The organism is Streptomyces sp. NPDC059785 (genome assembly GCF_042732375.1).
In the GTDB taxonomy this organism is placed as follows: Bacteria; Actinomycetota; Actinomycetes; order Streptomycetales; family Streptomycetaceae; genus Streptomyces.
Map to the genome: position 1 here is coordinate 15091 of NZ_JBHWHV010000002.1, position 18261 is coordinate 33351.

The window sequence follows — 18261 nt, forward strand, 5'->3', positions numbered from 1 at the left end:
CTACGCCGTCTGGTAGACACTGTCTATGCACGTTGAGAAGTCATCCGGGGAAGCCCCGGACAGAGCGCCGGAGTCCGGGCTGCGGGACCGACTGGTCCAGGCCGGCGTCGAGTTGGTGACCGCCGAGGGGGCGGACGCGCTGTCGCTGCGGGAGATCGCCCGGCGCGCGGGCGTCTCGCACGGCGCCCCGCGCCGCTACTTCCCCACCCACCTCGAACTGCTGTCGGCGATCGCCCGCCGCGGCTTCACCGACCTCGGCGACCGTGCCGCGGCGGCGCTGGGCGAGAACGGGGGCGAGGGCGGCGGCGAGAACGGGGGCGAGGACAGGAGCACGGACGCCCGCGACCGGCTCGGCACGCTGGGCCGCGTCTATCTCGACTTCGCCCTCGCCAACCCGGGCATGTACGCGCTGATGTTCCGGCACGACCTGCTGCGCAGCGACGAGCTGGGCCTGCGGGACACGAGCCTGCCGCTCTTCGGGGTCCTGGTGGACCTGGTGGGGCAGGCGCGCCCCAGCGCAAACGCCCGGCTGGTGGCGGGCGCGCTCTGGGCCAACCTGCACGGGATCGCCCAGCTCTGGATCTGGGGCAGCCTCCAACTTGCCACCGGTGCCGCGGACTTCGAGCCACTTCTGCGTACGGCACTCGACGCGCACCTCGGGCAGGTCGAGCGATGACGCCGCACCGTCTCCTCACCCTGACCAGCAGCGTCGTCGGCGCCGCGATCGTCGCGCTGGACGGCACCGTGCTGGCCGTCGCGCAGCCCACCCTGAAACGCGAGCTGCACGCCTCGTTCGCGCAGGTGCAGTGGACGAGTACGGGCTATCTCATCGCGGTGGCGGGCCTGCTGGTGTTCGCCGGGCGGCTCGGCGACCGGTACGGCCACCAGCGCGTCTTCGCCCTCGGCACGCTCGGCTTCGGCGCGGCCTCCGCGGGCATCGGCCTGGCGCCGGACATCGGCTGGGTGATCGCGCTGCGGGTGGTCCAGGGGGTCTTCGGGGCGCTGCTGCAACCCGCCACCCTCGGCATGCTGCGCGCCGCGTTCCCGCCCGAGCGGCTCGGCATGCCCATCGCTCTGCGCACCAGCGCCATCGGCCTCGCGGCGGCCACGGGCCCGCTCGTCGGCGGCCTACTGGTCACCCAACTGGGCTGGCGGTCCGTCTTCTTCCTGAACGTCGCCCCCTCGGCGGTGCTCGGCGTCCTGGCGCTCACCGTCCGCGGCCCGGTCGCGGAGCGCGTCGGCGACGGCAGCGGCGACGGAAGCGTTGGCGATGGCAGCGAGGCCGGCGGCCGTACGGGGGATGCCGTCCGCGCCCCGCTCGACGTGCCCGGCGCCTGTCTGCTCGCGGCGGCGCCGGCGTGCCTGGTGCACACGCTCGTCGGCGTGCGGGACGCGGGCGGCGCGGCGCCCACCGTCCTCGGTCTCGCCGCGGCGGCCGCCCTGACCGCCCTGTTCGTCCGGCACGAACGGCGTGCCGCGAGCCCGCTGCTGCCGCCGGACGTACGGGGTTCGGCGACCGTCGGCGCCGCGCTGGGCATCCTGGTCGCCGCGTCCGCGGCGATGTCCGGCTCCGTGTTCGTCGGCTCGTACTTCCTTCAGGACGTCCTCGCGCTGGACCCGTTCCAGAGCGGTCTGCGGGCCGCGCCGCTGGCCGTGATGATGGTGCTCGGCGCGCCGCTCGCCGCCATGGCGATGCGCCGCTGGGGGCCGCGCCGGACCACGGTCACCGGGCTCGCGCTGCTCACCGCCGGCGTCCTGCTGCTGTCCCGGCTCGCCCGTTCGTCGTCGACGCTGCACATCTGCGGCGGATTCCTGCTGCTCGGCGCCGGGTTCGCGGCCGTGATGGTGACGGCGACGGCCGTGATCGTGCGTCATGCGCCGGCCGCGTCCGCCGGGGTGGCGGGCGGCCTCCAGCAGACCGCGATGAACGTCGGACCGACGCTGGGCGTCGCCGTGGCGGCCACGCTGGTGACCTCCACGGAGGTCACGGCGACGGTTTCGACGGGCCCGGCGCTCACCGTGCTCGCCGCCCTCGTGGCGCTCGCCGTGCCGCTCGGCCGCGCGCTGCCCGGACGGCACACCGGCGGTGCGCGGTCCGCCGCGGCCGAGCCGGATCCGGGCCGTACGGCAGCGGTTCCCGGACGCCGCTCCTGACCCCGTCAGACGGCAGCGGTTGCCGGGCGCCGCTCCTGACCCGTCAGAAGACCGACTCCGTGCGATCGGCGTCCAGATGCGGCAGGTCGGCGTCCAGGTGCGGCAGGTGGTGGTCGAGGCGTTCCCGCTTGGTGAGCAGGTAGGCGAGGTTCTCCTCGCAGGGCGGGATCAGCAGCGGCACCTGCTCGGCGACCGCGATGCCGTGGTCGAGCAGCGCCTGCCGCTTGCGCGGGTTGTTCGAGAGCAGCCGCACCGAGCGGACCCCGAGGTCGTGCAGCATGTCCGCCGCCACCCGGTAGTCGCGGGCGTCCACCGGGAAGCCGAGGGCGAGGTTCGCCTCGACCGTGTCCAGGCCCTCAGCCTGGAGCTTCATCGCGCGCAGCTTGCCGAGCAGCCCTATCCCCCGGCCCTCGTGGCCCCGCAGATAGACGAGGACACCGCGGCCGGCCGCCACGATCTCCCGGAGCGCCGTGGCCAGTTGCGGGCCGCACTCGCAGTGCGTGGAGCCGAAGGCGTCACCGGTCAGGCACTCCGAATGCAGCCGGGTGAGTACCCGTTCTTCCCCGATGTCACCGTAGACGAGAACCATTTGTTCTTCACCGCGGTCGTGATCCAGGTAACCGACGGCCTGGAAATCGCCGTACACGGTGGGCAAAGGGGCCGTCACGACTCGGGTGACTCCCGCGGAGTGGGCGTTCCCGCCGAGCACGGCGACGTTCTCTGTCATGATCTGGTTCCTATCTGCCAGGCGCAAGCGCAGGCGGTACGAGACGAAAGGCCGTGAAAGCATGGACAGTTCGGACAGGCAGCCGACGATACCCGCCGGATCCGCCGCGACATCGGCGGAGATCTCCTCGCCGCCGGCCGGGGAAGCCTCCTCGGCGACCGGGAATTCCCGACCGTCGCAGCGTGCACCGCACCGGCCGCCGCACCAGTCGTCGCACGGTGGCTCCCCTCTTCCCACGCACACCACGGACGAGGTGCGCGACCGCCGCGGCGCCGCCGGGCGCCAGGTCGCCGTCCTTCCCGTCGGCAGCTTCGAACAGCACGGGCCGTATCTGCCGCTGGCCACCGACACGCTCGTGGCCTGCGCCGTCGCCCGTGAGATAGCCGACGCTCATCCCGTTCACCTCCTTCCTCCGGTGACGATCTCCTGCTCCCACGAACACGCGGCCTGGCCGGGCACCGTGAGTATTTCGGCCGTCACACTGCACGCGGTGGTACGGGACATCGCCGGCTCCCTCCGCGGCTCGGGGGTCGACACCCTGGTACTCGTCAATGGACACGGCGGGAATTACGTACTGGGCAATGTGGTCCAGGAATCCGTCGGCAGCGGTACGCGTATGGCGCTTTTCCCCGCCCCCGAGGACTGGGAGACGGCGCTCGACCGGGCCGGTGTACAGACCTCTCTGCTCAGCGACATGCACGCCGGGGAAATCGAGACCTCCATCCTTCTGCACGCTCATCCGGAAACGGTCCGTCCCGGTTACGAGACCACCGATTTCCTCGCCGACGACCGCAGGCATCTCCTCACCCTCGGCATGTCCGCCTATACCGGGTCCGGTGTCATCGGGCGCCCTTCGCTGGCTTCCGCCGATAAGGGGAAGGAACTCCTCGCGGCGCTCGCCGATTCCTTCGGCGCGTATTTCTCCCTGCTCACCTCGGAGGAGGAACTTCCGGGCGACGCCACCGAGACCCGCGCCCGCGCGGGCGGTGAGCGGGGGTAGACGGCGGGGGAAGGAGAGGGGTCGGGAACGGGGCTCGGGGACGGCGCCGGGGCCGAGTTCGGGGCCGGGGCCAAGTCCGAGGCCGGGGCCGGGGCCGGGGCCGGGGCCGAGTTCGGGGCCGGGGCCAAGTCCGAGGCCGGGGCCGGGGCCGGGGCCGAGTTCGGGGCCGGGGCCGGGGCCGAGTTCGGGGCCGGGGCCGGGGCCGGGGCCGGGGCCAAGTCCGAGGCCGGGGCCGGGGCCAAGTCCGGGGCCGGGGCCAAGTCCGGGGCCGGGGTCGGGACTTGGACCGGTTCCGACGCCACGTCCGGCGTCGGGACCCTGCGGTCCGCCGACCGGGCCCCCGTACGGGATCGGCGGGCCCCCGTACGGAATCGGCGGGCGTCCGTACCGGATCGGCGGGCGTCCGTACCGGACCGGCGGGCGTCCGTACCGGACCGGCGGGCGTCCGTACCGGACCGGCGCGCGTCCGTACCGGACCGGCGCGCGTCCGTACGGGAGCGGCGGGCGTCCGTGTACCACCGCGCGACCAGGACGCAGACGCCCGGGAGGCTCGCGGCGAAGCTGAGGACGCCGTAGACGACCGCGACGCTCAGGCCGGTGCTCGCGCTGAGGCCCGCGGCGCCGAAGGCCCACGCCGTGACGCCCTCCCGCGGCCCCCAGCCGCCGACGTTCAGCGGCAGCCCCATGGCGAGCAGGGCGAGCAGCGCGAGGGGCAGCAACTCGGCGGCCGACGCGTCGGATCCGCCGACCCGCGCGGCGAGCAGGAACATCGCAACGTGTCCGGCCAGCACCACCACCGACGAGACCGCGACACCGGTCCGGCTGCCGCGGGCGAGGAGCGCGTGACGGACCTCGGTGAGCGCGGCACGTACGGCCCGGCCCCGGCCCCGGCGGTCCTGGGCGGGCGTCCGGCCCATCCGGACCGCCGCCATGACGGCCAGCGCGCCGAGTCCGCCGAACGCGAGCAGCGCGCAGAGGTGGCGGGCCTGCGCCAGTACCGGCGAGGGCTGTGTGATCAGGACGCCCGCGCCGACGACGACCAGGACGACCTGTCCGGCGGTGCGTTCGAGGACCACGGCACGGACGCCGCGTCCCAGGTCACCGGTGCTCTGTCCGTGCCGTACCGCCCGGTGGACGTCGCCGAGGACGCCGCCAGGCAGGGCCGCGTTCAGGAACAGCGCGCGGTAGTAGTCGGCGACGGCGGCGCCGAGCGGCAGCCTGATGCCGAGCGCGCGGGCGACCACCTGCCAGCGCCAGGCGCTGAACACGGTGGTGAGCAGGCCGATGCCGAGCCCGGCCAGCAGGGCGGGCGCGTCGAGGCGCCGCAGTCCGTCGAGGAAGACGCCGGTACCGAGCCGCCACAGCAGCACGGCGAGGATGGCGACCCCGGCGACCGTACCCAGGTGGGCGCGCAGCCCCTTGAATCCGGCCCGCGCCCGGCCACCGGACGTAGACACGGCGGCGACACCGGCCTCGGAAGTCTCGGCACGGAGGGGGGACACCGCGCGCGCCGCGCCCGTACCCGTCGCCGCGCTCATGAGGCTCCGCCCGCCGGTGTCCGGCCGGCCGACGTTCCGCCCGCCGGCCGGGGCAGGGCCAGGATGTCGCTGTGGTGGACGACCACCCGCAGCTCCCCCGCCGCGCACTGCGCGAGCCTGCGCCGCAGGAACTCCTCGGCGTCCGCGGCCAGTTCGGGCCGCTGCTCGACGGCCGCGGCGACCCAGCCGCGCAGCCACTCCGCGGTCAGCTCGGCGTGCCCGGCGTCGAGCCGCCAGGGGCTCGGATGCACCCGTACGGTCGCGCCCTGCCGGTCGAAGGCCTCGCAGGCGGCGGTGATCGCGTCGGGGCCGAGCAGGCCGCCGCGGCGCTGATGGGCGTTGAAGGCGTCGGCGATCGGGGCGTCGAGCGGGTCGGTGGGCGACAGGTCCACGCGTCCCGCGACGGACAGGGTGAGCAGCGCCGGGCAGCCCGCTCCGGCGCAGGCCGTCGCGAGCACGTCGACCTCGTCGCGGGTGAGGACGTCGAGCAGCGCGGACGCCGTGACCAGTGAGGCGCCGTCGAGCGCGTCGGGGGTCAGCCGGCCGATGTCGCCGCGCTGGGTGCCGGCGGTGACCCGGCTGCCGTCGGCGGCCGCGCGGGGTGCGCCGACGGCGGCGAAGTGGAGGAGGTAGGGGTCGCGGTCGTGCAGCACCCAGTGCTGGCTGCCGTCGAGGCGGGGCGCGAGCCAGCGGCCCATGGAACCGGTGCCGCAGCCCAGGTCGTGGACGACGAGGCCGTTGTTGCGGCGCGGCAGGTTGGCCAGCCGGATCCGCAACGGATCGAGCAGCTCCCGCGACCGGGCGGCGGCATCCGCGTACTCCCGCAACTCCAGCCACCGCGGCGCGAACCGAGGCACCTCGACGACCCGCGCGTCCCGGGCGCCCTGGACGTCCGGCACACCCTGGACATCCGGCACGCCCTGCGCACCACCCACGTCCCCGGCACCCCGAACGTCCGGCACACCCTGGACGTCCAGCACACCCTGCGCACCACCCACGTCCCCGGCACACCGAACGTCCGGCACACCCCGAACGTCCGGCACACCCTGCGCACCACCCACGTCCCCGGCACCCCGGACACCCTGAGCGTCCCGCGCACCAGGCACGCCCCGCTCACCCCGAGCCCCCAACGCATCGCGCACGCCCGACACATCGCGCACGTCCTGCGCATCCCGCACGCCCGACACATCGCGCACGTCCTGCGTATCCCGCGCGTCCTGCGCATCCCGCACGCCCGGCGCTTCCCGCGCGTCCGCCGTCTCCGGTACCCCCCGCGCCCGCGCCGTGCCCCCCGAAGCGAGCCTGGCCGGGCCTCCGGCCGGTGTCGTCTTCGTGTTCATGCTGCCCTCCGGGGTTCCTGGCGGAGGCGGCTCAGGACGGTGGCGAGGGTGCGGGCCGTCGCGGCCCAGCCGTCCAGGGCGGCGCGGCGGGCGCGGGCGGCCGCCTTCAGCCGGCGGCGCACGTCCGCCTCGCCGAACCAGCCGCGCAGCTCCGCCGCCAGCGCGGCGGGGTTCTCCGGCGGTACGAGGATGCCGGGCACGCCGCCGTCCGGGGCGCGCCCCACCGCCTCGGGCAGCCCGCCGACGTCCGTGGCCAGTACGGGGATGCCGCGGGCCAGCGCCTCGGTGACCGCCATGCCGTACGTCTCGGCGTACGAGGTGAGGACCATCAGATCCGCGGCGGCGTAGCTCGCGTCGAGTTCCGCACCGGCCTGCGGACCGGCCAGGTGCAGCCGGTCGCCGAGGCCGAACTCGTCGATGAGTTCGCGCAGTTCGGCGACGTACTCCGGGTCGTGGCCGAGGCCGCCGACGAGGACGCAGCTCCACGGCAGGTCGGTGACGGTGGCGAGCGCCTCCACCAGCCGGTGCTGGCCCTTGCGCGGGGTGACCGAGGCGACGCACAGCAGCCGAGACACCCCGTCGGTGCCGGGGGCGAGCGGTGCGATGTCCGCGCCGGGGACGGCGACGTGCACCCGTTCGGGGGCGAGCCCGTGGTGGGCGACGAGCCGGCGGACCGCCCACTCGCTGGTCGCGACGACCGCCGGCACGGCCCGCAGCGTTGCACGTTCCCGCGCGTCGAGGTCCGCGGCCACCACGGGGTCGAGCCCCGTCTCGTCGCCGAGCGGAAGATGAACCAGGACGGCGAGCCGCAGCCGCCGGGCCTCGGGTCCGACGATCTCGGGGACGCCGCAGGCCACGAGCCCGTCGAGGAGGACCACGGCTCCGTCGGGCAGCTCGGCGAGCGTACGCGTGAGCCCGGCGCGGGCCGCCTCGTCCGGCCGGGGCCAGTCGCCGGGGACGACGTGCCGGCGGACCTGCCAGCCGAAGCCGGGCAGGTCGAGGCAGACCCGGCGGTCGTAGGCGTTGCCGCCGCTGGGCGCGGCCGGGTCGTCGACGCCGCCGGGCATGACGAAGTGCAGTGAGCTGAGGGACATGGGGATGATCTCCGCGGTCCTGCGCGGACCTCGCTGGGCCGGCTGCCGCGGCAGCACGGGAGGCTTCGCCAGGGTCACGTCGCTCACAGGGCACGCTCGTAACTCGCCCAGGCGACGTGCGACTCGTGCAGGGTGACGGTGATGCCCGCGAGGCCGCGGGCGCCCTCGCCCAGGGCGCCCGCGTGCACCCGGTCGGCGAGCCGGTCGGCGATCACCTTGGCCAGGAACTCCGTGGAGGTGTTGACGCCGGCGAACGCGGGTTCGTCGTCGAGATTGCGGTAGTTCAGCTCGCTCACCAGTGAGCCGAGCTCCTGCGTGGCCAGTCCGATGTCGACGACGATGTTGTCGTCGTCCAGCTCGGCGCGGCGGAAGGTGGCGTCCACGAGGAACGTCGCACCGTGCAGACGCTGCGCGGGCCCGAAGACCTCGCCGCGGAAGCTGTGGGCGATCATGAGGTGATCGCGGACGGTGATACTGAACAACGGACGACCCTCCAGGTGCGGTACATCTGGTCCCCTTGCCGACCCCCTGCCGGGGGATGCCGTGTAGTACGGCTGACCAGCATGGGTTGTTCAGCTACTCGTACAGCTGCTGGTTCAGCTGCTGGTTCAGCTGTGCGTACGGCAGCTCGTACGGCTACTCGTACAGCACCCGGTGGCACAGGCCCGGGAGTTCGCCGGACGCGAGCCGGGGCAGTACGTCCGGGAGTTCCTCGAACCGGCACTCGCCGGTGATCAGGGCGTCGAAGCGGGGGTCGGCGAGAAGGCCGAGGGAGAGCGTGAGCCGGTCGGCGTAGGTGCGGCCGGCGCGCCGGGCCGGGGAGACGGAGCCCACCTGGCTGGCGCGCAGGACGAGTCGGCGGGAGTGGAAGGCCTCGCCCAGCGGCAGGCTGACCCGCCGGTCGCCGTACCAGCTGAGTTCGAGGACGGTGCCCTCGGGGGCGAGCAGTTCCAGGGACCGGGCGAGTCCGGCGTCGGTGGCGCTGGCGTGCACGACGAGGTCGCAGCCGTCCTTCGCCTCGCCGGGCAGCGCGAAGTCGACACCGAGGGCACGGGCGACGTCCGCGCGCGCGGGGTCGGCGTCGACGAGCTGGACGCGGACGCCGGGGAACCCGGCGAGCAGGGCGGCCACGGAGGAGCCGATCATGCCGCCGCCGACCACGGCGATCCGGTCGCCGACGAGGGGGGCCGCGTCCCAGAGGGCGTTCACCGCGGTCTCGACGGTCCCGGCGAGGATCGCCCGCCCGGCGGGCACGCCGTCCGGTACGACGGTCACGGCGCTCGCGGGGACGACGTAGCGGGTCTGGTGCGGGTGGAGGCAGAAGACGGTCCGGCCGAGGAGTTCCGCGGGTCCGGCCTCGACCCGGCCGACGCTCAGATAGCCGTATTTCACCGGCCCGGGGAAGTCGCCTTCCTGGAACGGCGCCCGCATGGCGGTGTACTGGCTCTCCGGCACCCCGCCGCGGAACACGAGGCTCTCCGTGCCGCGGCTCACGCCCGAGCAGAGGGCCCGTACCAGCACCTCGTCGGCGGCGGGCGCCGGCAGGACGCTCTCCCGCGTCTCGGCGTGTCCGGGCGACCGGAGCCAGAGGGCACGTGCGGTGAGTTGCCCGGGACTTGTGAACTCTGTGTGCTCCATGTGCGGTCCTCCTGAACGATCGGCCGACTCGCCACGTACGCAGCTACGAGAAGTCGCGCACAAAGTACGCGGCGTCGATCGAATCTGTCACTCGGCCGGAGGGTGAGCGGTGGCCCTGAACAACACGTACGACGCAAGGCTCGCGTACCAGGAGACGGCGGTGGGGGCGGGCGTCCAGCTCCTGCTGCTCGCCCTCCTGGGGACGGCGATCGGGATGGGACCCGCGGGCTGGCTCACCGGGCTGGTCTTCGCGATCGCCACCTGGGCCGTCCTGAACCGGGCCCTGCGCCGCTCGCAGCCGCTGCCGTTCGGCCCCGCCAACCGTGTCACCCTCGGCCGCGCGATCCTCGTCGGCGGGGTGACCGCCCTGGTCGCCGACTCCTTCCAGGACTCGCCGCCCGTCACGCTCTTCGTCGGTCTGACGGCCGTGGCCCTGATCCTCGACGGCGTGGACGGCAAGGTGGCCCGCCGCACCGGCACCTGCTCGGCCCTGGGCGCCCGCTTCGACATGGAGGTCGACGCGTTCCTGATCCTGGTGCTGAGCGTCTACGTGTCGGTGTCGCTGGGCCCGTGGGTCCTGCTCATCGGCCTGATGCGCTACGCCTTCGTGGCCGCGGCCCGCGTCCTGCCGTGGCTGAACGCGCCCCTCCCGCCGAGCATGGCCCGCAAGACGGTGGCAGCCCTCCAGGGCGTCCTGCTGCTGGTGGCGGCATCCGGCGTACTCCCGTACGACGCGACGGCCGTCCTCGTGGCGGTGGCCCTGGGGACCCTGACCTGGTCGTTCGGCCGCGACATCGGCTGGCTGTGGACCACCCGCAGCCCCTTCACCCCGCCCCACCCGGCCTCGGCCCCGACGCCGGCCCAGGCCGTCAAGCCGGAGCCGGTCGCGGTCACTGGCGGCTGACCGCGCGGGTGACACCCGCGACGATCGTGGTCGCCAGGATCCAGCCGGTGATGATCAGCGCGTACGACAGCCACTGGTACCAGCCGTGCGGGGCGAACGCGGTCTCCTGGCCGAAGCTGACGACCGGCATGAGCAGGTCGAGGGTGTAGAAGACGGGGTTGAAGTCGGGCGCCTCGTCCGCCTTGACGGGGCGCGGCCGGTCGAGGCCGAACGCGATCGAGCCGATCGCCAGCAGGGACAGCAGCCAGACCGCCGCGCGCAGGGGACGGAAGCCGTAGCCGACGGTGGCGTCCTGCACATATCCCCACAGCCGTCCGTACCAGGTGAGCGTGGTGCGTCGGCGGCGCTGTCGGGCGAGCTGGACGAGCCGGGCCGCGTCGTCGTCACCGACGTGCCGGTAGGCCGCGATCAACTGTTCGTAGCCGTACGGCTCGTAGCGGCCGCCGTCCCGCTCCAGCATCGGCAGCCGGCGCTCGGCGGGCTCGTGCGGGGCGAGCACGGTGTACGTGAGATTGCTCAGGTGCACCTGGTCCGGCAGCATCTCGGGGCCGAGGCTCAGGATCTCGATCTGGGAGCGCCGCAGATTCAGGGCGCCCTCGATGCGTTCGCCCCCGTGCAGCCAGAGTTCGCCGATGACGCAGCTGCTCGCCCGCAGTGCCGTGTCACCGGGGTGCGACAGGCGGGCGTGCAGCAGATCGAGCCGGCCCGGTATGCGCGAGCCCCGGAACTCGAGCCGGCCCCGCACCTGGACGCGCCGCGCCCGTATGTGGCCTCCGACGTCCAGGTTCTGCGCGTCCAGCGCGATGCCGCCGGGGTGGACGAAGTGGGCGTCCTGGAGGTTGATCCGCCCGGTGACGGACGCGCCGGTGAGCCGCACCTGTCCGTGTGCGCGCAGCTCCGGCGCCCAGATGTCGTCGCCGACGGCCGCCTGGTTGAGCTGGAGCGCCGGCTCGGATCCGTCCGGTGCCGTGAACCGCGCCCGTTCCATGAACAGCGCCCCGGATATCTGTGCCCCGCCGAGCCGCACCGGCCCCCGCATGCGGCAGTCCGTCATCCGCAGCACTCCGCCGACCCGCACGGTCGCCGCCGTCAGGCCCGGCAGCACGGACGCGCTCAGATTGAGCTGGCGCAACTGGGCTCCGTACAGTTCGGGCACGTCGTCGAAGAGGCAGTGGCTCAGCCGGACGGCGGCGTCGACCGTGGCGTACCGCAGGTCCAGTACACCGGTGATGCGGGCGCCCGCGAGTTTGAGGGCGGCGATCTCCCCGTCCTCCCGCGGGGCCTTGAGCAGCAGGGTCCGCAGCACGCTCGCCCGTACGGTCCGCTCGGCGCCCCACGTGGTGACGTGTGCCGGGTCCTCGTCCTCGGCGGCGCGGAAGTCCACGTACTCGCCTCGGGGGTAGGCCCGCCACACCCGTCTCTCGGCCGGTGTCATGTCGTCGGTCTCGCTCACCTCGGGACTCTGACCCGGCGCGATCCGGCTGTCAACCGCCCCTCGGCGGGCGCGATCAGCCCTTCACCGCGCCCGACGTGAGGCCCTGGACGATGTGGCGGCTGGCGAAGGCGAACAGGAGCATGGTGGGGAGGATGGTGAGGACGGCGGCGGCGGACATCGAGCCCCAGTCGATGTTGAAGCTGGAGATGAAGCCGTTCAGGGCGGTGGGGACGGTTTTGTTGGTGTCGCTGTTCATCAGGGTCACCGACAGGAACAGTTCGTTCCAGCAGTTGACGAAGTTGAAGATGAACGCGGCGATGATGCCCGGCTTCATGACCGGCAGCAGGACCCGGAAGAGGGCCCCGAAGCGGGACAGGCCGTCGATCATCGCGGCCTCCTCCAGTGCGTCGGGAACGTTCTCGAAGAACCCGCGCAGCATCACCGTGCAGAACGGGATGCACACGGCGATGTAGACGAGGACGAGCCCGAACCGGTTGTCGACCAGGCGCAGGTCGGTCATCAGCAGGTACAGCGGGCCCAGCGCGATGAAGGAGGGGATCATCTGCGTGACCAGGGCGGCCATCAGCAGCGCGGACTTGGTGCGGAACTCGAAGCGTGCGAGGACGTACGCCGACAGCATGGAGATGGCGGTGGCCACCACGCCCGCGACGGTGGCGACGACGAGGCTGTTGGTGAGGTAGGTGCCGAAGTCGGCCTGGTCGAACAGGCCCTGGTAGTTCTCCAGGGAGAAGTGCTCGGGCCAGTAGGCGATCGGGAAGGCGAAGATGTCGCCGGGCGCCTTCAGCGAGGTGACGGTGATCCAGTAGAGCGGGAAGACGGTGAACAGCAGCCACAGTCCCAGGAAGGCGAACTTGACGGCCCGGCCGGCCGCGGTCTCCTTGCCGATCATGCCGTCACCTTCCTCTCCCGCGCCTTCGGGCGCTTGTTCTCCCGGGTGTTCTTCTCTCTCGTGGCCAGCAGGAAGAAGACCGCGAAGAGCAGCAGGATGGCGACGACCAGGAGGCCGAGGGCGGAGGCCCTGCCGTAGTCGCCCTGCTGAGTGATCTTGATCATCCAGGTGGTCACGATGTGCGTCTCGTTGTTGGGCCCGCCGCCGGTCATGCCGAAGATCAGGTCGGGGAAGTTGAAGATCCAGATGACCCGCAGCAGCACGGTGAGGGCGAGCGTGGTGCGGATGTAGGGGATGGTGATCTGGAAGAGCGTGCGCGCCTTGCCCGCTCCGTCAAGGGCCGCCGCCTCGTACAGCTCGTCGGGGATCGACTGGAGCGCGGCCAGGATCATGATGGCGAAGAAGGTGACGCCGTACCAGATGTTCGCGATCAGTACGGCGGTCATCGCGGTGTCCGGGTCGGCGAGCCAGGCGATCGGCTCGTCGATCAGTCCGGCCTTCTGGAGCAGGTCGTTGACGACACCGAACTCGCTGTTGAACATCCAGCGGAACAGGATGCCGATGAGGAACCCGGAGATCGCCCAGGGGAAGAAGATCAGCGCCTGGTAGAGACCGCGGAGGCGGAAGCGGCGGCGCAGCCACAGGGCGATCGCGAAGCCGATCACCAGCTGCGGGACGATCGATCCGACCACCCAGACACCGGTGTTGCCGAGCACGGTGGACCAGGCGGGATCGGCGAAGACGTCCTGGAAGTTCTTCAACCCCACCCAGGAGGTGTCGGTCAGATCGGTCAGCTTCCAGTTGCGGAAGGCCATCTGACCGCCGGCGATCATGGGGTAGTACGTGAACACCGCCACGAAGACCGCGGCCGGTGCCATGAAGGCGGCGATGACCAGCCCGCGGCGGGTGGTGAACTCCCGCCGGCGACGGCCGCCCGGCGCCCCCCGGCCGGGGGCGGCCCCCTTCTTGCCGAGGCGGCCCCCCTCCCCCGTACCCGCTGCCGTCTTCGTCACGGTCGTCTCGGACGTGGCGGGCATCTTCACTTCTCCTGCTGCCACTTCTCGGTCCAGTACGCGTCCCAGTCGGCCAGAACCTGCTTGGGCGTGGCCTTGCCGAGCACCAGCTTCTGCACGTCGGCGTCGGCCTTCTGCTGCCACTCGGTCCACCAGGAGACGCCGCGCGGCTGGCTGACGTTGAGGTACTTGTCCGGGTGCTCGGTCATGGTGACGTAGCTGGACCAGGGCCCGGTCTTGTAGAAGGAGTCGTCGGTCGCCGACTTCAGGATCGGCACCAGGCTGTTCTCCTTGGTGAAGGACGTCGACGCCTCGCCCTGGGAGAGGAACTGCACCAGCTTGACCGCCTCGGCCTTGTGCTCGCTGCCCTTGGCGACGCCCCAGCCGGCGGTGGCCAGCGGCTGCACGGTCTTGCCGCTCGGGCCCGCCACCAGCGGAGCGGTGTCCCACTGGTCCTTGGTCACCGACTTGGACTCGGAGACCGTGGCGATCACCTCGGGGTCCTGGAGCAGGAAGGCCGTCGACCCGTTGGAGAAGCCCTCGACCATCTCCGGATAGCCCCAGGAGACGGAGGACTTGGGCGAGGCCTCCTTGAACAGCTTGAGATACGTCCGCAGCGCGTCGAGCGCCTCGGGCGCGGCGAAGATCGTCCTGCCGTCGGTGAGCTTGTAGCCGTTGGCCGTGTCGATCTTGTCGGCGACGTACGCCTCGATGACCGCGGTGGCGTTGCTGTTGGCGTTGGCGCCGCCCCGGAAGGCGTAGCCGTAGCGGCGCTTGGCCGGGTCGTGGAGGGCGGTGGCCTGTTCGAGCAGTTCGTCCCAGGTAGCCGGAGGCTTGTCGAAGCCGGCCTCCTTGATGAGGTCGGTGCGGTAGAAGAGGCTCAGCCCATAGAAGCCGTACGGCACGAAGTACGTCTCGCCGTCGGCGTTCTCGGCGGCCTTGACGGCGTTCTCCGTCATGGCGTCCCAGCCCTTCCAGCCGGTCAGGTCCTTCTTCATGTCGTAGAGCCAGCCGTTGTTCGACCACGGCCCCACGGTGATGTCGCGGACCTCCAGGGTGTCGACGCCGCTGCCGGACTGGAGCATCTGCTGGATCTTCTGGTCGGCCTGCTCGGTGGGCGGCGAGACCAGATTGACCTTGATCTTGGGGTTCTGCTTCTCGAAGTCCGCTATCAGGTCCTTGATCAGGGCGGTGCGGGCCGGGTTGGTCAGGCTCTCGACCATGTTGAGGGTGACGGTGCCGTCCGCATTGGGGCTCATGGTGGAACAGCCGGTCAGGACCATCACGGCGGCGGTGCCGAGGGCGAGGGCTGCCGTCCTTCTTCTCATCGTGCCGACCTCTTTCTCGTACGTGTCGTTCATGCGGCTTCCTGTGCGGCGCGAGCCCACTCGCCGAGGACGGGTACGCAGGTCCCGGCGAAGTGCTCGTAGTCGTCCGGGGTGTTGTAGACATGGGCGGACAACCGCATGTAGCCGGCACCGCCGAAGCTGGTGAAGGCCGCCTCGACGCCGAGTTCGGCGGCGACCCGGTCGCGCAGCGCGTCCGCCTCGACGCGGCTGCGGCCGAGCCCCTGCGGCAGCCGGACCAGCCGCATCCCGGGTACGGGCATGCCGACGTCGACCAGGTCGCCGGTGCCCGCGGCCCCCGGCAGCGCGGCGAACGCGGCGCCGACGACGCGCTCCGCGTACCCGGCCAGTTCGTCCATGTAGCGGCGGGCGTTCTCCCAGCCCCAGGCGGTGCCGACGAAGTCGAGCGCGGTGGGCGCCGCCAGATAGCCGGTGGAGTCCACGGTGCCCTGCTGGTCGAAACGGCCGGGGAACGGGTCCGCCGCCGCCCAGGAGTCGATCAGCGGATACAGCCGCTCGCGCAGCGGCCCCCGGGCGATCAGCGCCGCCGTACCGCGCGGCGTGCACCCCCACTTGTGCAGGTTGCCGACCCAGAAATCGCAGGTGACGCCCTCCAGCGGGGCGGCGATCAGCCCCGGCGCGTGCGCACCGTCGACGAGCAGCGGGATGCCGCGCCGCCGTGCCTCCGCGCCGATCCGGTCGACCGGCATACGGCGGGCGGTCGCGGAGGTGATGTGGTCGACGACGACGAGCGCGGTCCGGTCGCCGAACTCGGCGACCACGGCCTCGTACGCCTGCTCCGCGTCCGCGTCCAGCGGCACGTGCGCGGTCCGCACCTGCCCGCCCCAGCGGCGGGCCAGCCGCTCGGCGCCCATGGTGACGGCCCCGTAACCGTGGTCGGTCACGACGATCTCGCCGCGGGGACGGTTGTCGAGCGCGGCGTACACGGTGCTGACGCCCGCGCTCGCGTTCGGCACCAGGGCCAGGTCGCCGGGGTCGACGCGCAGGAAGGCGGCGATGTCGGCGCGGGTGTCGGCGATGCGCTGCGGGAGCGCCGGGAACCACACCACCGGCGAGCGGTCCATCTCCGCGCGCAACCGGTTCTGCCGCTCCTGCGCCACCACGGGGACGGCTCCGAACGAGCCGTGGTTGAGGTGCCGCATGGCGGGGTCAAGGGACCACGCCTCGGCGGCGGGCCGGCCGTCCGGCAGGAGGAGGGGACGCGGCGCGGTGGCCGTGCCGGTCCCCGTACCTGCCCCGGTCCCGGTCCCGGTCTCGATGTCGGTCACGTGACTCCACTTCTGCCGAAGCCGGACGCCGGGGCGACACGTCGGACACCTGCCGACGGCCACCTCGGACACATCTGATGAATCGGCATCCTGACAGCGACTTTTGGCCAGATCAAGGGGTTGAACAGCGGAAGACATCAGATGACTCTTAGTCGATACATCCAAGACATCTGATGACTGGAGGTCCCACCGGGCGGTCTTCCGGGCCTCCGGCTGGGTAAGGTCAGCCGTCCAGGCCCCTCGGGGCCCGCCAGGGGAGGATCGGTAATGTCCGCAGTCGACAAGGCGTTCCACGGCCTACGGCACATGATCGCGTCGGGGCGCCTGGGCGCGGGCGAGCGCATCCCGCCGGAGGCCGAGCTCTGCGAGGAACTGGGCGTCTCGCGGGGTTCGCTGCGCGAGGCGGTACGGATGCTCGCGGCCCTGGGCGTGATCGAGCCGAGGCACGGCTCGGGCACCTACGTCTCGCAGCTCAGGCCCGAGGACGTCATCGGCAGCCTCTCCCTGACCCTCGAACTGCTGCCGCTTCAGGGGCTGTTGGACGTGTACGAGATCCGGCGCGTCCTGGAGTCACATGTGGCGGCCCAGGCAGCGGCCCGCTGCACCCCGGAGACGGCGAAGACGCTCTTCTCCCTGATCGAGGCCATGGAGGCGACCGAGGATCCCGCCGAGGCGTCGGACCTGGACCACCGCTTCCACGCGGAGATCGCCCGCACGGCGGGCAACGCGGCCCTCTCCTCCCTCCTCGCGGTCTTCCGCGCCCGCTCCCGCAAGTACCAGATCTTCACCCTCCCCGAGGGCCCGGCCGTCCGCCGCCGGAGCGACGAGGACCACCGCCTGATGGCCACGGCCATCGCGAACCACGACCCGGGCGCGGCGGCGGGCGCGGCGCAGGCGCACGTGGCGCAGACGGAGCGGTGGCTGCGGGCACTGATGCCGGAGGTGGAGGCGGAGGACTCGGGAGAGTAGACGTGTGCTTGGCGTACGGGGGGTGACGACCGTCTGCCCTCGTGCGCGGGTCCGCCGGTCACGCTGTCGAGTCGGCGGACCTTGCCGCGGTCACCGTGCGCCCCGGCGACAGCCTGAGCGGACGCCTTGTCCGACCCGCGCCGAGCCGCCGTGTACGGGCGGGGCTTGTACGCGGCGCCGCTCCGCACCGGCCTTCGGCTCTGGGGCCTGCAACGCCCCGGGGCCCGGCGCGAACGCCGGGCCCCGCTCGTCGTACGCTCTCAGCGGCCGGACGCCAGCCGCACGAACCCGGCCCAGGCGTCGGCCCCCACGGCCAGCACGGGCCCGGCGAGCCGCTTCGAGTCCCGGATCAGGACAGTTTCGAGCGAGCGGGCTACTTCGAGGCACTCGCCGCCGTTCCCCGTGCTGTAGCTGCTCTTGAACCAAGCGGCTTCCGGTACAGCTGCCTTGGTGCGCTGCGCGCTCATGCCTCTCCCATCAGTTGCTCGAGGAACGCCGACGACGATCTCGTCCTGTAGGAGCGGTCGCTGCAAGTGGAAGACGGCTCGCGCGTATTCCTCCGTCTGCAACAGCCCGGGAACGGCGTACATCGCGTGCACGTTGAGGGCCATCGCCTTGGCCTCGAAACGAGCCGCATCCCGAAAGAACGCCGGATACTGCGCCCGCGCCAACTCCTCCTTCAGCGCAACCAACACACCCCCCGCCCCCACCACCTCATCCGCCCGCTCGATGAACCGCGGCTGCGGAATCCGCCTCCCCTGCTCGATCGACGCCACCGACTCCGCCGCGTACCCCACCAACTTCCCGAACGCCGCCCGGTCCTGCCCCGCCCGGACCCGCAACAGCTTCAGCTGGCGTCCGAACGCCGCCACCACCCCCCGACCCCGGCTCGTCCTCCGGCCGC

At 72.4% G+C, this 18261-nt stretch carries 16 protein-coding genes and 1 pseudogene; 5 read left to right on the forward strand and 12 right to left on the reverse strand.

All coding sequences use genetic code 11. From position 1 onward, the window contains the following. The first annotated feature begins 25 nt into the window (after window positions 1–25). Both ACFV6E_RS01515 and ACFV6E_RS01520 read left to right on the forward strand, forming a co-directional pair. The gene (locus ACFV6E_RS01515) at window positions 26–676 is read left to right on the forward strand and encodes a TetR/AcrR family transcriptional regulator (protein WP_385458760.1); all 651 of its coding nucleotides are present in this window, start codon (window positions 26–28) and stop codon (window positions 674–676) included. Continuing rightward, window positions 673–2154 carry an MFS transporter gene (locus ACFV6E_RS01520; RefSeq protein WP_385458762.1) on the forward strand — a complete coding sequence of 494 codons (1482 nt, stop codon included), beginning with the start codon at window positions 673–675 and terminating at the stop codon, window positions 2152–2154. The genes ACFV6E_RS01515 and ACFV6E_RS01520 overlap by 4 nt, the downstream gene beginning before the upstream one ends. Before the next feature lie 43 nt (window positions 2155–2197). Here ACFV6E_RS01520 and ribA read toward each other — a convergent pair whose 3' ends face one another. Next, window positions 2198–2881 (reverse strand): GTP cyclohydrolase II, encoded by a 684-nt coding sequence (ribA, locus tag ACFV6E_RS01525; protein WP_385458764.1) that lies wholly within the window; start codon window positions 2879–2881, stop codon window positions 2198–2200. Between the two features lie 253 nt (window positions 2882–3134). Here ribA and ACFV6E_RS01530 point away from each other — a divergent pair, with 253 nt between their 5' ends. Beyond that, window positions 3135–3881 carry a creatininase family protein gene (locus ACFV6E_RS01530; protein WP_385458766.1) on the forward strand — a complete coding sequence of 249 codons (747 nt, stop codon included), beginning with the start codon at window positions 3135–3137 and terminating at the stop codon, window positions 3879–3881. 497 nt (window positions 3882–4378) lie between these two features. On the opposite strand, the pseudogene ACFV6E_RS01535 reads toward ACFV6E_RS01530, so the two are convergent. From ACFV6E_RS01535 to ACFV6E_RS01555, 5 genes and pseudogenes are all read right to left on the reverse strand, one after another. After that, window positions 4379–5419 (reverse strand): annotated as a pseudogene (locus ACFV6E_RS01535) (lysylphosphatidylglycerol synthase transmembrane domain-containing protein); the annotation flags it as partial. After that, window positions 5416–6336 carry an SAM-dependent methyltransferase gene (locus ACFV6E_RS01540; protein WP_385458767.1) on the reverse strand — a complete coding sequence of 307 codons (921 nt, stop codon included), beginning with the start codon at window positions 6334–6336 and terminating at the stop codon, window positions 5416–5418. The gene ACFV6E_RS01540 and the pseudogene ACFV6E_RS01535, both read right to left, overlap by 4 nt. Before the next feature lie 419 nt (window positions 6337–6755). After that, window positions 6756–7925 (reverse strand): glycosyltransferase family 4 protein, encoded by a 1170-nt coding sequence (locus ACFV6E_RS01545; RefSeq protein ID WP_385458928.1) that lies wholly within the window; start codon window positions 7923–7925, stop codon window positions 6756–6758. An 11-nt stretch (window positions 7926–7936) separates the two neighbouring features. Further along, entirely contained in the window at window positions 7937–8335 is a 399-nt protein-coding gene (locus ACFV6E_RS01550; protein WP_385458769.1) for a 6-pyruvoyl tetrahydropterin synthase family protein, read from the reverse strand. Window positions 8336–8489: 154 nt separating this feature from the next. Further along, the gene (locus ACFV6E_RS01555) at window positions 8490–9491 is read right to left on the reverse strand and encodes a zinc-binding alcohol dehydrogenase (RefSeq protein ID WP_385458771.1); all 1002 of its coding nucleotides are present in this window, start codon (window positions 9489–9491) and stop codon (window positions 8490–8492) included. A gap of 109 nt (window positions 9492–9600) precedes the next feature. Between ACFV6E_RS01555 and ACFV6E_RS01560 the strand changes: the two genes are divergently transcribed. After that, complete coding sequence (locus ACFV6E_RS01560) at window positions 9601–10395, forward strand: CDP-alcohol phosphatidyltransferase family protein (RefSeq protein ID WP_385458773.1); 795 nt, start codon at window positions 9601–9603, stop codon at window positions 10393–10395. On the opposite strand, the gene ACFV6E_RS01565 is transcribed toward ACFV6E_RS01560, so the two are convergent. The 5 genes from ACFV6E_RS01565 to ACFV6E_RS01585 form a co-directional block, all read right to left on the reverse strand. Further along, entirely contained in the window at window positions 10382–11830 is a 1449-nt protein-coding gene (locus tag ACFV6E_RS01565; RefSeq protein ID WP_385458929.1) for a membrane-associated oxidoreductase, read from the reverse strand. The two genes, ACFV6E_RS01560 and ACFV6E_RS01565, sit on opposite strands and share 14 nt — an antisense overlap. Before the next feature lie 73 nt (window positions 11831–11903). Further along, window positions 11904–12740 carry a carbohydrate ABC transporter permease gene (locus ACFV6E_RS01570; RefSeq protein ID WP_385458775.1) on the reverse strand — a complete coding sequence of 279 codons (837 nt, stop codon included), beginning with the start codon at window positions 12738–12740 and terminating at the stop codon, window positions 11904–11906. Continuing rightward, window positions 12737–13777, reverse strand: coding sequence for a carbohydrate ABC transporter permease (locus tag ACFV6E_RS01575; protein WP_385458777.1), 1041 nt, complete (start codon window positions 13775–13777; stop codon window positions 12737–12739). Before ACFV6E_RS01575 ends, ACFV6E_RS01570 begins: the two co-directional genes overlap by 4 nt. A 2-nt stretch (window positions 13778–13779) precedes the next feature. Continuing rightward, window positions 13780–15081 (reverse strand): ABC transporter substrate-binding protein, encoded by a 1302-nt coding sequence (locus ACFV6E_RS01580; RefSeq protein WP_385458931.1) that lies wholly within the window; start codon window positions 15079–15081, stop codon window positions 13780–13782. A 29-nt stretch (window positions 15082–15110) separates the two neighbouring features. Next, complete coding sequence (locus ACFV6E_RS01585) at window positions 15111–16388, reverse strand: aminotransferase class V-fold PLP-dependent enzyme (protein ID WP_385167146.1); 1278 nt, start codon at window positions 16386–16388, stop codon at window positions 15111–15113. A gap of 267 nt (window positions 16389–16655) precedes the next feature. Between ACFV6E_RS01585 and ACFV6E_RS01590 the strand changes: the two genes are divergently transcribed. Then, window positions 16656–17357 (forward strand): FadR/GntR family transcriptional regulator, encoded by a 702-nt coding sequence (locus ACFV6E_RS01590; protein WP_385458779.1) that lies wholly within the window; start codon window positions 16656–16658, stop codon window positions 17355–17357. A 260-nt stretch (window positions 17358–17617) separates the two neighbouring features. Here the strand turns inward: ACFV6E_RS01590 and ACFV6E_RS01595 are convergent, their stop codons facing one another. After that, on the reverse strand, window positions 17618–18232 hold the full coding sequence (locus ACFV6E_RS01595; RefSeq protein ID WP_385458781.1) for a Scr1 family TA system antitoxin-like transcriptional regulator: 615 nt from the start codon (window positions 18230–18232) through the stop codon (window positions 17618–17620). Between the last annotated feature and the right edge of the window lie 29 nt (window positions 18233–18261).

Bases quoted from the DNA above. Each gene is read 5' to 3' on its own strand.
- ACFV6E_RS01580 (WP_385458931.1), bottom strand. From the start codon at position 15,081: ATGAGAAGAAGGACGGCAGCCCTCGCCCTCGGCACCGCCGCCGTGATG.
- ACFV6E_RS01520 (WP_385458762.1), top strand. From the start codon at position 673: ATGACGCCGCACCGTCTCCTCACCCTGACCAGCAGCGTCGTCGGCGCC.
- ACFV6E_RS01570 (WP_385458775.1), bottom strand. From the start codon at position 12,740: ATGATCGGCAAGGAGACCGCGGCCGGCCGGGCCGTCAAGTTCGCCTTC.
- ACFV6E_RS01555 (WP_385458771.1), bottom strand. From the start codon at position 9,491: ATGGAGCACACAGAGTTCACAAGTCCCGGGCAACTCACCGCACGTGCC.
- ACFV6E_RS01565 (WP_385458929.1), bottom strand. From the start codon at position 11,830: ATGACACCGGCCGAGAGACGGGTGTGGCGGGCCTACCCCCGAGGCGAG.
- ribA (WP_385458764.1), bottom strand. From the start codon at position 2,881: ATGACAGAGAACGTCGCCGTGCTCGGCGGGAACGCCCACTCCGCGGGA.
- ACFV6E_RS01575 (WP_385458777.1), bottom strand. From the start codon at position 13,777: ATGCCCGCCACGTCCGAGACGACCGTGACGAAGACGGCAGCGGGTACG.
- ACFV6E_RS01515 (WP_385458760.1), top strand. From the start codon at position 26: ATGCACGTTGAGAAGTCATCCGGGGAAGCCCCGGACAGAGCGCCGGAG.
- ACFV6E_RS01590 (WP_385458779.1), top strand. From the start codon at position 16,656: ATGTCCGCAGTCGACAAGGCGTTCCACGGCCTACGGCACATGATCGCG.